At 44.3% G+C, this 12,535-nt stretch carries 11 protein-coding genes and 2 tRNA genes; 3 read left to right on the forward strand and 10 right to left on the reverse strand.

Annotation, left to right across the window (positions count from 1 at the left end):
* Positions 1-11: 11 nt before the first annotated feature.
* The 3 genes from IE104_RS07655 to IE104_RS07665 all read right to left on the reverse strand — a co-directional run bounded on the left by IE104_RS07655 (position 12) and on the right by IE104_RS07665 (position 3,244).
* On the reverse strand, positions 12-968 hold the full coding sequence (locus tag IE104_RS07655) for a YbgA family protein (RefSeq protein WP_189417208.1): 957 nt from the start codon (positions 966-968) through the stop codon (positions 12-14).
* Between the two features lie 167 nt (positions 969-1,135).
* A complete protein-coding gene (cysB, locus tag IE104_RS07660) occupies positions 1,136-2,110 on the reverse strand; it encodes an HTH-type transcriptional regulator CysB (RefSeq protein WP_189417223.1) in 975 nt (324 codons plus the stop codon).
* A 207-nt stretch (positions 2,111-2,317) separates the two neighbouring features.
* On the reverse strand, positions 2,318-3,244 hold the full coding sequence (locus IE104_RS07665) for a 5'-nucleotidase (protein WP_189417225.1): 927 nt from the start codon (positions 3,242-3,244) through the stop codon (positions 2,318-2,320).
* A gap of 200 nt (positions 3,245-3,444) precedes the next feature.
* Between IE104_RS07665 and ccoG the strand changes: the two genes are divergently transcribed.
* From ccoG to IE104_RS07680, 3 genes are all read left to right on the forward strand, one after another.
* The gene (gene ccoG, locus IE104_RS07670) at positions 3,445-4,869 is read left to right on the forward strand and encodes a cytochrome c oxidase accessory protein CcoG (protein WP_189417228.1); all 1,425 of its coding nucleotides are present in this window, start codon (positions 3,445-3,447) and stop codon (positions 4,867-4,869) included.
* A 19-nt stretch (positions 4,870-4,888) separates the two neighbouring features.
* Positions 4,889-6,322: an aminotransferase-like domain-containing protein gene (locus IE104_RS07675; protein ID WP_189417231.1), complete on the forward strand. Its 1,434-nt coding sequence runs from the start codon at positions 4,889-4,891 to the stop codon at positions 6,320-6,322.
* 128 nt (positions 6,323-6,450) lie between these two features.
* Entirely contained in the window at positions 6,451-6,927 is a 477-nt protein-coding gene (locus tag IE104_RS07680) for a hypothetical protein (protein ID WP_189417233.1), read from the forward strand.
* Positions 6,928-7,288: 361 nt separating this feature from the next.
* Here the strand turns inward: IE104_RS07680 and IE104_RS07685 are convergent.
* From IE104_RS07685 to IE104_RS07715, 7 genes are all read right to left on the reverse strand, one after another.
* A tRNA-Leu gene (locus IE104_RS07685) sits at positions 7,289-7,375 on the reverse strand.
* A 34-nt stretch (positions 7,376-7,409) separates the two neighbouring features.
* Positions 7,410-7,483: transfer RNA gene (locus IE104_RS07690), tRNA-Cys, on the reverse strand.
* 116 nt (positions 7,484-7,599) lie between these two features.
* Positions 7,600-8,160 carry a CDP-diacylglycerol--glycerol-3-phosphate 3-phosphatidyltransferase gene (gene pgsA, locus IE104_RS07695; protein WP_189417236.1) on the reverse strand — a complete coding sequence of 187 codons (561 nt, stop codon included), beginning with the start codon at positions 8,158-8,160 and terminating at the stop codon, positions 7,600-7,602.
* Positions 8,161-8,245: 85 nt separating this feature from the next.
* Positions 8,246-10,087 (reverse strand): excinuclease ABC subunit UvrC, encoded by a 1,842-nt coding sequence (gene uvrC / locus IE104_RS07700; protein WP_189417239.1) that lies wholly within the window; start codon positions 10,085-10,087, stop codon positions 8,246-8,248.
* Between the two features lie 67 nt (positions 10,088-10,154).
* A complete protein-coding gene (locus IE104_RS07705; RefSeq protein ID WP_189417242.1) occupies positions 10,155-10,808 on the reverse strand; it encodes a response regulator in 654 nt (217 codons plus the stop codon).
* Between the two features lie 194 nt (positions 10,809-11,002).
* Positions 11,003-12,022, reverse strand: a complete 1,020-nt coding sequence (gene murB / locus IE104_RS07710) for a UDP-N-acetylmuramate dehydrogenase (RefSeq protein ID WP_189417245.1) — start codon at positions 12,020-12,022, stop codon at positions 11,003-11,005.
* A gap of 32 nt (positions 12,023-12,054) precedes the next feature.
* On the reverse strand, positions 12,055-12,534 hold the full coding sequence (locus IE104_RS07715) for a low molecular weight protein-tyrosine-phosphatase (RefSeq protein ID WP_189417248.1): 480 nt from the start codon (positions 12,532-12,534) through the stop codon (positions 12,055-12,057).
* Position 12,535 lies beyond the last annotated feature (1 nt).

Consider the following 12,535-nt stretch of genomic DNA (forward strand, 5'->3'; position numbering starts at 1 on the left):
CTTATTACCCCTCAAACGCTCAATACTTCATTACGCAACCCCAATACTTCTGGATAGGGAGACCAAAAGGTTTGGTTTTTCAGGTAGGGATTATCAAGCGTCATCAAATGGTGTTTCAGGAGTGTGAGCGGAACAACCAACGGAACTGTTCCTTTAGAATAAGACTCAATCAAATGACCAAGTTCTTCTTTTTCCAATTTGGTAATGTGGGACTTCAAGTAACCGCGCAAATGCATGAGAGCATTGGTATTGCCTTTACGAGATGCACGATGACTCAAAGCAGTCATCAACAAGTGAATAAAATGTTGGTTTATTTCCTGGATAGGCCGCGCAGTTAAATTCGCTAAAAACTTTCCAATCGCAAAATAACTTGGTATGTGATGCGCCATCACTTGATATTTGTAGCGCGAATAAAATTCAATTATTTTTTTTGGGGTTGGGTTGTGCTCCAGATTTTTTCGCCAGTCGTGCAATGCAAAAACCCGCGCAATAAAATTTTCCCGTAAGCCAGCATCCGTCAACCGCCCTGCTTCCTCTACTGGAATCAGTGGCATCAATTCCATAAACCGTTTGGCGTAGGCTCCGCGCCCATTACTGTCGATGCTATAACCATTTGCTCCGTAACGCTTTAAGCCGTAAGCGGCACAGCTCGGAGAATTTTGCATAAAAACATAGCCGCAAATTTCTGGCATAGATTCTGCCGCTACTTCAGCCTGTTGAACCAAGGCATCGGTCACATCGAGATCGGGGTTTTCCACACCACGGATGCGATCTTGTCCATTAATAACAATTAGACGAATGGGCTTACGAGGGATACCCAGACCAATCGCCACTTCCGGGCAGACGGGGCGAAACTCAATAAAGTTGGAAAGTACATCCGTGAGGTAGCGGTTGCGTTTATGTCCACCGTCAAACCTGACGGGATCACCCAATAAACACTGACTAACACCTATAGGAATTTTCATCATAGCCGCCAGAATCTATACAAATAATTTAACTTGTATAAATTTACCGCCATTTCTTATACATAGCAAACTTATTGTACAAGATTATTTTATCGGACTGGCCAATGAAGCTTGGGATGAGGAATTAAGGAGTGAATACAAAAAAGCCGACTTGCGTCGGCTCTTGGAGATTAAAGCGTTGGGATTTTTACATCCTCAAAGAGTTCGTCCAACTCGGCTCGCGAATGGCGATTGAAAGCCTCGTTGACAATATCTTTAGTAAGGTGCGGTGCGAACTTCTCAATAAAGTCATACATGAAGCCGCGCAAGAAGGTACCACGACGGAAGCCAATCTTGGTCACACTCGCTTCAAACAAATGGCTGGCATCGAGCGAAACCAAATCGGTATCCACCGCTGGGTCATAGGCCATATGGGCAATAATCCCGATACCTAGGCCAAGGCGAACGTAGGTTTTTATAACGTCCGCATCCGCCGCTGTAAATACCACGCGCGGAGCCAATCCACGGTTGATAAAGGCTTCGTCCAGCTTGGAGCGGCCGGTAAAACCAAACACGTAAGTCACGATTGGGAACTTGGCAACATCTTCAAGTGTTAAGCGTGAAACTTGAGCTAATGGATGGTTTTTAGGCACAACAATGCAACGGTTCCAGCGATAGCATGGCATCATGATCAAGTCGCTAAACAATTCCATGGCTTCAGTTGCAATCGCGAAATCGACAGTACCATCAGCTGCCATTTCAGAAATTTGCATAGGCGTACCCTGATGCATATGCAGTGCAACCTCTGGATACTGCTTGATAAATTGGCCGATTACCGGCGGCAAGGCGTAACGCGCTTGAGTGTGGGTCGTCGCAATCGTGAGGGTACCCTTACGCTCGTTGCTGAACTCTTGCGCAACTTGTTTGATACTTTCTACTTTGCGCAAGATCTCGCCAGCTTTCTTTAAAATGGCTTCACCAGCGGGCGTAATACGAGTCAAATGCTTACCGCTACGCGAGAAAATTTCCACGCCCAGTTCGTCTTCAAGCAAGCGAATTTGCTTACTGATACCGGGTTGCGAGGTATAGAGACTTTGCGCTGTTGCCGACACGTTAAGGTCGTGGTGCGCAACTTCCCAGATGTATCGTAATTGTTGCAGCTTCATAAGCCCTCCAAATGGCTCATTGAACTGGAGGATTTTCGTTAAACTGCAGTTGCAGTTAACAGTTATAAAAACTCTTCAGCGTTATGCTTTTCCAGAATAGCTAGCGATTTCACTAATTTCCAATTTATTTGCATATATCGCAAAAAGCCGGTTTCTTACAACTTTAGACCATATCCAGGATTTTTATAGTTTTTTACTTGGTTTTTTTTATTCCAACTTAGCCGGAAGATCTAAGAGCTGATTCGCGATGCCATGGGGGACATGTCCAGTAGCCACATGTTCGCTGGCAGAATCACAATGGACACGCTGGTCGTCAAAGAAAACATCGGCCCCGTAAGCTTTTAAAAAAGTACCTTTCGATAAACCGCCTAAAAATAAGGATTCATCAATACGAATATTCCAGGCCCGCAAAGTACGAATAACACGCTCATGAGCAGGCGCCGAGCGGGCAGTAACCAAAGCCGTGCGGATTGGGCAATCGTATTCGCCAAACTCACGTTGCAACCCCTGCAGGGCTGCGAGAAATTCCTTAAAAGGCCCGCCAGATAAGGGTTCTTTGGCAGAAGCCTTTTCTTTCTCTGTAAAAGCACTTAGCCCTTCCAGCTTATAGATCCGTTCTGCCTCATCCGAAAATAAGACTGCATCACCATCGAATGCAAAGCGAATCTGCTCTGCATTTTCGGTTTTATTCTTTGAGGTCAATAAGGTAGCAGCAGCAATGCCGTGATCAAGCGCATGCCTTACGTCTTCTGCATTGGTTGAAAGAAACAGGTGGCAACCAAAAGCTGTGGCATAGCCATAAGGCGACGTACCTCCACTAAAAGCAGCACGAGTAATATTAAGACCGTAATGTTGGATAGAGTTGAAAACCCGTAAGCCCGTATCAGCGCTATTGCGCGATAGCAAAATCACCTCAACCCGAGGTTCTCCACCCAAATGCTTGTTCAGCGATAGAAGCTTTTGGACCAGCGGAAAAGCATCGCCCGGCTCCAATATTTCGTCTTCATGTTCAATCTGGTAGCGGGCATAGGCATCCAGGCCCTCGCTCTCATAAATCTTGTGACTCTCGTCCAGATTAAACAAAGCGCGCGAAGATATAGCTATAACAAGCTTGGTTCCGAAACCACTAGGCATAAAATCATCCCAAGAAAATGTGACTTAGATTCTAAACTACCATCAAAACCCGCTTTTAGGGAACATTTTAGCGAATAAGGTTATAACTCCAACACAGCCCCCAACTCATCTGATACGGTATTTTAAATAATTTCTGTATCTGTTATGAATACACTTGGAAAAACATAATAGGCTGAAGTATTCAACCAAATGGTGAGTGAATGAACGAACCTATCCCTGCCTACAATATCCCTACTTCAGCCCAAGATTCATATCAGAATCAAAAGCTTACCCCGTCGCAGATTGGCGGAACCATTTATGTCAGAAGCTTTTTGGGGAGATTTCAAAATCTTCGCGTGAGCATTGCCGGCACCTTGGCCTGTTTGTTTTTCGCGACCGCGTGGATTAATTGGAACGGACATCAGGCGGTCCTATGGGATTTAAACGAACGTAAATTTTACGTCTTCGGCGCGACCTTCTGGCCGCAGGATTTTTCGCTGCTCGCGTTTGCAATGATTATAAGTGCATTTCTACTACTGGCTGTTACTGTGTTTGCAGGGCGCGTTTGGTGCGGTTACGCATGTCCTCAAAGTACCTGGACCTGGGCATTTATCTGGATGGAAAAAATCACCGAGGGCGATAGCTACCAACGCATAAAGCTAGATTCTGCTCCCTACTCCGTGAATAAAGTCTTCCGTAAAGTTTCAAAACACAGCTTATGGATTTTAGCCTCAACGGCGACGGGCATAGCTTTTATGGGTTATTTCGTCCCCATAAGACAATTGGTGCCTGAGCTATTTAGCGCGAAACTCGAAGTCGATTATTGTTTTTGGGTCGCATTTATTGCGCTCTGCACCTATCTTAACGCAGGTTGGTTACGCGAAAAAATATGTACACACATGTGTCCTTACGCGCGCTTCCAAAGTGTGATGTTCGATAAAGATACTCTTATAGTTGCATACGATAGCGCGCGTGGCGATAAACGCGGTTCTCGCAAAAAAGATGAAGACTACCAAGCACGCGGATTGGGTGATTGTGTTGATTGCTATATGTGCGTTCAGGTGTGCCCAACCGGAATAGATATTCGCCAGGGTTTACAAATGGATTGTATTAGCTGCGCCGCCTGTGTTGATGCTTGTGATTCAGTTATGGATAAAATGGGCTACGCGCGTGGACTGATTAGTTATACATCTGAACGAGAACTTGCAGGCGAGCAACGAAATACTTGGCGCCCCAGCCTATTTTCTTACGTTGCTGCGTTGAGCATTATTATTGCGGCACTTGTATTTAGCTTGCAGGATCGCGCGCAGATAAGCATGAGCGTTTACAGGGATAGAAATTTATTTCACACAAACTCTGCGGGCGAGATTGTGAATGTGTATCGATTAAACATCACCAACAAAACCCAATTGAGGCATCGCTACAAAATAGCCTTGGAAAATATTGAGTTTTTATATCTACCAAAAAGTTACGAAGTTGAATTAGCTCCCGGTGAACGTTTTGATTTACCCGTATCCATAGCGTTAAAACGCTTAAAAAATATGAACACCAAGGGTTTTATAGATTTCAAATTTAAAGTGATTAATCTGGATTCGCCGGCTGACAACATTTTAAAGGCAGCTACATTTATTCATCCAACCAGCTAATGATAGTGACTAGAAACTAATGACGCTTTATGAACAATTTGCGGAAGAAATTGCTGAATTGATTCGCACAGGTACGCTGCAGCCCGGCGAGAAAATTCCCTCTGTGCGGGTAGCGAGTCGCACTCATAAAATCAGCGCAGCAACGGTGTTCCAAGCTTATTATTTGCTGGAGCGTAGGGGGCTGATTGAAGCACGCGCTCGCTCCGGATATCTTGTTCGCGCCAATGCTAATGGCATGCTTTCGGAACCAGAACACTCGAGCCTTGCTCACAGATTTAAAGAAACTTCCGCAACGGAAGTCGACGTAAGTGAACTGGTATTTTCAGTTCTGGACTCCATTAAAGACCCGACAACGATTCCGTTAGGTTCAGCCTTTCCAAGCCCCGCCCTATTTCCACTGCAACGCTTATCACGTTCCATGACCAAAAGTTTACGCGAAATGCCTGCACATGCAGTCGTTACCGACATGACGTCTGGCAACGCAAACTTACGCCGCCAAATAATTTTGCGCGCAATGGCCACTGGCAATAAATATCCCGCTGATGAATTAATTATCACCAGTGGCGCATTGGAGGCATTAAATTTATGTTTGCAGACAGTTACCAATCCGGGCGATATGGTTGCCATTGAATCACCAGCATTTTATGCAAGCTTGCAAGTGCTGGAACGATTAAAATTAAAAGCAGTTGAAATTCCTGTGCATCCCAGAGATGGAATTGATTTAGATATTCTTGCTGACAGTTTAGCTCGTTTACCCATCAAAGCTTGTTGGATCATGAGCAGCTTTCAAAATCCGCTCGGCGCTAGCATGAGCAATGAAAAGAAAGAAAAGTTGTGTGAGCTAATTGCACAATACCAATTACCCACTATTGAAGATGACGTTTACACCGAGCTCTACTTTGGATTACATCAACCAAAACCGCTAAAGAGCTTTGATCAAAATAATCTGGTCATGTATTGCAGCTCATTCTCAAAAAGCCTCGCACCCGGTTATCGCGTGGGCTGGGTAGCAGGAGGAAAATTTGCTGAAAAAATTAATCGCTTGCAACTCATGACGACAATTTCGCCATCGATACCTGCACAAGCAGCTATCGCAGATTATTTACAACATGGTGGATATGATCGCCATTTACGAAAATTACGCGAGACATTAGAAACACAACAACAGAAAATGCTGTTGGCGATTGAACGTTACTTTCCAACAGATATTCGTGTCACCCAACCCAAAGGCGGATATTTTTTGTGGATTGAATTACCGCAGCGAGTGGATTCTCTACAACTCTTTAAACTCGCTCTTGCGCAGGGCATTAGCATAGCACCCGGCCCCATTTTTTCTGCGAGCCAAAACTTCAAGCATTGCATACGTTTAAACTATGGAAATTTGTGGGATACGAAGATTGAAGAAGCCTTCAAAGTACTTGGCAAGCTCATAGATTCGTTCAAAAACACCTGACCAATTACCTGGAATACCTTTCTGTGTCACCTATTGTTACTTAGCGAACATGAAAATCAGCGGAAACATGATGCAATAAGCTGACGCCAAAAACGGAAACTGGCACATATCAACAGCAATTAAGAAAGGTGATTCAAATGGAAAGAAAAAGTATCCCACTCTATTTGGCGGTAGCAGCTTTGGCGATGATGACTGCCTGCAAATCTACTAATCCTACTTCAGAAAAATCTACCCGTGCAGAATCAGCCCAAACACAACTTAAAAAACGTGAAGCTGAATGCGTTTACACCAAACAAACGACTTACATTTCACTATGGCAAAAAAACCAAAGCCAACAAAACCTTATTGAATCACTGAAGAAAAGAATCGCCATGCTACAAGACCGCATGACCCAAAAAGACGGAGCAGCTGGTCCGATCCCAAATATGATAGTGGAGCCATCCACTAACGCAGAAACATCAACCCCATACGATAAATGTATGAACAACCAAAAACTAAAAAGCGCAGGGGAATTAACAAAGGAAAATAAAAACCAGGAATCCCAAATTCATGCCCTTCACAAAAAAGCCACAGACTTATCCTTGGAACTACAATCCAAACGTTAACTAAATAACAAATTAGCAGGACGCAAAATTAACAAGCAAATGTTCGAAAGACCGGAAAAGCTTTTCCAGAACAAAATCTAGCACCAGAGCTAGCCCGAAAGTCTAAGCGCATGGATGCGCGACCACCTGAATCAGGCACCGGTTCAAGTCACGTAAATAAATTACTTACAGAGAAAATAATAATCGAAATTAAAACAGATGGTACTCAAGGCCGGAAAATTTTGTCTGGAACAAAATTTGGCAGCGCAGCTGGCCCGAAGGGCTGAGCGCATGGATGCGCGAACCACCTGAACCGGGTACCGGTTCAAGTCACGTGATGAATTTCTTACGAAGGAAATTAATAAATCGCTACAAAAAACGATGGTGCCCGAGGCCGGACTTGAACCGGCACGCCCCAAAGAGCGACAGATTTTAAATCTGTTGTGTCTACCGATTTCACCACTCGGGCAGAGTGCTTTTACTTTCGGCAAGTAAAAGAAATGTGGAGGCGCGATCCGGAGTCGAACCGGACTAGCTGGATTTGCAATCCAGAGCATAACCGCTTTGCTATCGCGCCCTTTCGAGAGGGCGCAATTTTAGCGGAGTCATTTTCAAAATCCTAGTGTTTTCTGATAGTTATGGGCATTTTTTTAAATGCACGGGGCATTTAAGCGGTGAAAATCAACAATACGCTTATTTTTTAGTCGCGCTCGTAGAGAAGAAGGGAGACGCCGCACGCAAGTAGATCACCATAGACCATAAAGTCAGTGCCGCAGCACCTGCCAGGGCTATATACCCAATCTCCATCAGATACCATTCTTGACGATCCATCAGCAAAACAATGATTGCGATCATCTGCAAAGTCGTTTTGATTTTGCCAATAAAGGAAACTGCGACACTTGCCCTTTGGCCCAATTCCGCCATCCATTCGCGCAGTGCTGAAATAATAATTTCACGCCCTACAATAACGGCGGCAGCTGCAACAAACCAGGCTGAATCATGATGCAAGGACACCAACAGCAGCAGCGCAATCGCAACCATGAGCTTATCGGCAACCGGATCAAGAAAGGCGCCAAAAGCGGTGCTTTGGTTGTATTTGCGAGCCACATAGCCATCCAGCCAATCGGTTATAGCGGCAACTGCAAAAATAATGGCGCAGGTGATATGAGCCCATGGCACGGGTAGATAAAAAATCACCACAAACAGGGGAATTAAAACAATTCGCAGAAGTGTTAGCTGATTAGCAAAAGTCATAACCAGTATTTCTCGCCAGAACAATAATCAGAGCAGGCAGTAGCATGGCCAAGCGTGCAAGTTTAGGTGGATGATACACTATCGACTATTCATTATGGAAAAATGCATAAATTTCTTCGGCCAAATACTGATTAATTCCACTGACTCGCATTAAGTCATTGATACTGGCCTTTTGGATTTCCTGAATTCCACCAAAATGACGCAGCAACTCCCTCCTGCGCACAGCTCCCACACCGGGAATATCTTCCAATGTTGAAGTCTTACGTTTTTTATCACGGCGCTGTTTGTGTCCGGTAATTGCGAACCTGTGAGCCTCATCGCGAATATGCTGGATCAAGTGCAGCGCAGGCGAATCATTGTTGAGCACAATTTCAGTATCCGTTTGCGCATTATAAAGCGTTTCAAATCCGGCTTTACGTGTGGACCCCTTTGCAACCCCAATCATCAATACGTCGTCAATGCCCAGCTCTGCCAATACCGCTTTTGCGATAGATAGCTGCCCCTTGCCACCGTCTATTAACAAAATATCCGGCATTTTGCCCTCGCCTTTTTTAAGGCGTGTGTAACGGCGCTCAAGAGCTTGTTGCATTGCAGCGTAATCATCACCCGGTGTAATTCCTTCAATATTAAAACGGCGATAATCGGATTTAAGCGGGCCATTAGTGTCAAACACAACGCAAGAAGCAACTGTGAGTTCACCACTGCTATGGCTGATATCAAAACACTCCATACGCTGTGGAATTTCCTCCAGCTGAAGGGCATCTTGCAACGCAATAAATCTATCAAGCGAATTTTGTTTGGTATTGAGATGTGCAATTAAATTTTGTTCAGCCGCATTCACGGCCATTTGCAACCATTGCGCACGATGACTTCGTACACTATGCGAAAAATAAACTTGGCGACCTATTGCTTGTTGCAATGCTGTTGCCAAAAGATCCACTTCTTCCAATTCGTGATTGGTAATAATTTCTCGTGGAATATCTCGCCCTGTGCTGGCCAAATAAAATTGCGCAATAAACTGTGTAAGAACATCTGCCGGTGATTCAGCGATTCCCATCTGCGGAAAGAAACTTCTGCTTCCCAAAATACGACCTTGGCGCACAAATAAAATATGCACGCAAATTGCATTGGGGCGAGTGACCAGCGCAACAATATCTATGTCGCCCTGCCCCTCTTCAATTACTTGTTGTGACTGAATGCTGCGTAAAAAAGTAATCTGGTCGCGAAATTGCGCCGCTTTTTCAAACGCAAGATTTTGCGCAGCCTCGTCCATCTGATTAGCTAACTCTGTCATTAGCTCCTGACCATTACCGGTAAGGAACATCCTGGTGTGGCGCAAGTCATTGGCATAATCTTCTTTATTAACCAGCTCCACACAAGGAGCAGTACAACGTTTGATTTGATATTGCAAGCACGGACGCGAGCGATTGTTGAAAACACTATCCTCACACTGGCGCACACGAAATGTTTTTTGCAAAAAGTGCAGGCTTTCGCGCACCGCTCCCACATTGGGAAAAGGTCCGTAGTAGTCTCCCTGCTTTTTCTTTGCGCCACGATGCACGCTTATACGCGGATAAGGCTCGCCACTCGACACAAAAATATACGGATAAGATTTATCATCGCGCAACGAAATGTTGTACGGCGGACGATTTGCTTTAATCAGGTTTTGTTCAAGGATCAAGGCTTCAGCTTCGCTTGAAGTAATCGTCACCTCAATACGATGAATACGATTAACCAGAGCAAAGGTTTTGGCTGACAAGCCTGTTTTACGGAAGTAACTGGCAAGCCGGGATTTTAAATTTTTTGCTTTACCGACATAGAGAATTTTCCCCTCGGCATCAAACATTTGATAAATGCCAGGCTGCTGGGATGCATCCGCCAAAAAGCGAACCGAATCAAAATGCGGAGGGAAATTTTTTTCAGACATGGTAATTAAAAGTGCGGCAATATTTCATTGCCGCACTTTACACTAAAACAGAGCATCGCATCAAAAATTACACGACCGCTTCAGGGTCTAGTAAATTGTGTTTCACGGCAAGAAGGGTTAATTCAACGTCACTATTGATATCGAGCTTTTCAAAAATACGATAGCGATAACTATTTACCGTTTTGGGGCTCACGCAAAAAGTGTTAGCAATATCATTCACTTTTTGGCCATTGGCAATCAGCATGGCGGTTTGGAGTTCGCGCTGTGAAAGCTTTTCAAATGGCGATTCCTGGCTGTTATTGCCTGAGAAGTTTTTGAGCGCCAATTGTTGAGCAATGCTATTGCTCATATAGAGATCACCACGAATAACTTTATCTATCGCATTGGTGATTTCAGAAAACTCGGCGCCCTTAGTCACATAACCTACCGCGCCCGCTTGCATCAAGCGAGTTGGATAGAGATCATCATCGCACGCTGTAACTGCAATGATCTTTAAGGTGGGGTTAACAACTAATAACTTTTTAGTGGCTTCTAATCCACCCATACCGGGCATTTTGACATCCATGAGTACAACATCAGGCAAAAGCGTGCGCGCTTTTGTCACTGCCTCTTCCCCGCTTTTGGCATCTCCTACTACTTGGTAGCCTTCAATATCGGCCAACATACGCACTATCCCCATGCGTACCAAGTCGTGATCATCGACAACGAGTATTTTAGTCAAACTAGCCCCCATGCCATATCGGCAAGTGTTATTTTTACTGATGGACGCTGTATGGCGCATTTTTCATGATTGTAGTCGCAGCCTTCGCAAACTACCACCTGTCATGCGTCCAACGCGCCTTTTTCTATTTAGATTTTGTGGGAAAACACCGCATAACGAACAAACTTAACAAATCTTAAAGGTTTTTTAGCTCTTTAGGGATAGTTTCTGGGTTCTTGTTCCAAATCTACCCCGAATTCCTTCGTAACAGAGGTTTTTATAAGCTCCGCCAGCACCAAAACGGCGGAGCCTTTTAGTCGCGACGGATTTGTCAAAACCAATGCCTGTTTTGCGTGTACCGCAGCCTCTAGCACATAGCCTTTCCAACCGGCGCGATCAATCAACCATCCCGCCGCAAGCTTTGCTTGATGGGTATCAACAGGGTAATAAACAATTTCCGGATATTTTTGTTGTAGCTCCGCTAGCTTCTCAAGACTGACAACTGGATTTTTAAAGAAGCTACCGACATTAGGTATCTGTTTGGGATCAGGTAATTTACTACGGCGAATATCACACACCACCTGACTTACCAACTCGGGGGTAATATCTTGCTCATTTTCATCAGCCAGCGCAGATTGCAGTGCAGGATAGTGAATTTTTAGATTTGGTTTTTTGGTGAGCTTGAATGTAACGGAAGTAATAATGAATTGATCAAGCAAAGCATTTTTAAAAACGCTATCGCGATAACCAAACTGACAAGCTTCATGAGTAAACGTAATTGCAAGACCAGATTTAACATCTAGTGCAGTTAATTCACTAAACACATCTTGCAACTCAACGCTGTAAGCGCCTATATTTTGAATGGGCGCAGCACCTACATTACCAGGAATTAAGGATAGGTTTTCCAACCCATAAAAATGTTCATCAAGGCAGTAGTCAACAAAATCACTCCAATTTTCACCTGCAGCAGCTTTCACGTAATAAAAGTTTTCATCCTCACGTACCAGCTCTTTTCCCAAAAACTGTACATGAATCACCAAGCCGGCAAAATCGTCATGCAGAACAATATTACTGCCACCACCCAATACCAAGAGGGGCAAGTTTTTTTCTTTCGCAAACTTCAAAGCAGCCAATAATTCTGCTTCGTCTTTAACTGCCACAAAAAATTCAGCGCACACCGGCGACGCAAGCGTGTTGTAATTCTGTAAGTTAAAATGAGGTAAATAAAGCGGCACTATCAATTCCAGGAAAAGTAATATAAAAACGCTTAAGAAAATTTATTTTTTTGAATAGCTTCAAGTAAACCAGCGGCAGCATCTTCTACCAAATCGAGCACTAACTCAAAGCCATCGCTTCCACCATGATAAGGATCTGGAACTTCAAGGTATTTAGTTTGCTTTCCGAAAGCTAAAAACAACCCCAAATGGCCAGCATAGTCGGCAGGTTTCAAATCTTCCAAATGTGCAAGATTATTTTTATCCATTGCCAATATATAATCAAACTCGTCGAAATCTATAGCCTTAACCGCACGAGCGCGTAACACTGATAAATCTATGTTGCGGATTTTTGCTGCGGCGATTGTGCGCGAATCCGGCGCTCGCCCTTGATGCCAATTGGCGGTGCCCGCAGAATCTATCTGGATTCGCTTACCAAGCCCCGAATCATTCACCATTTTTTGGAAAATACCTTCTGCCGTGGGCGATCTACAAATATTACCCAGGCAGACAAATAATACTTTTACGGACATT

Source organism: Cellvibrio zantedeschiae (assembly GCF_014652535.1).
Classification (GTDB): domain Bacteria; phylum Pseudomonadota; class Gammaproteobacteria; order Pseudomonadales; family Cellvibrionaceae; genus Cellvibrio; species Cellvibrio zantedeschiae.

What these genes read in the sequence shown, in the direction of transcription:
- IE104_RS07655 (WP_189417208.1), bottom strand. Translation starts at nt 968, where the DNA reads ATGATGAAAATTCCTATAGGTGTTAGTCAGTGTTTATTGGGTGATCCC.
- cysB (WP_189417223.1), bottom strand. Translation starts at nt 2,110, where the DNA reads ATGAAGCTGCAACAATTACGATACATCTGGGAAGTTGCGCACCACGAC.
- IE104_RS07665 (WP_189417225.1), bottom strand. Translation starts at nt 3,244, where the DNA reads ATGCCTAGTGGTTTCGGAACCAAGCTTGTTATAGCTATATCTTCGCGC.
- ccoG (WP_189417228.1), top strand. Translation starts at nt 3,445, where the DNA reads ATGAACGAACCTATCCCTGCCTACAATATCCCTACTTCAGCCCAAGAT.
- IE104_RS07675 (WP_189417231.1), top strand. Translation starts at nt 4,889, where the DNA reads ATGACGCTTTATGAACAATTTGCGGAAGAAATTGCTGAATTGATTCGC.
- pgsA (WP_189417236.1), bottom strand. Translation starts at nt 8,160, where the DNA reads ATGACTTTTGCTAATCAGCTAACACTTCTGCGAATTGTTTTAATTCCC.
- uvrC (WP_189417239.1), bottom strand. Translation starts at nt 10,087, where the DNA reads ATGTCTGAAAAAAATTTCCCTCCGCATTTTGATTCGGTTCGCTTTTTG.
- IE104_RS07715 (WP_189417248.1), bottom strand. Translation starts at nt 12,534, where the DNA reads ATGTCCGTAAAAGTATTATTTGTCTGCCTGGGTAATATTTGTAGATCG.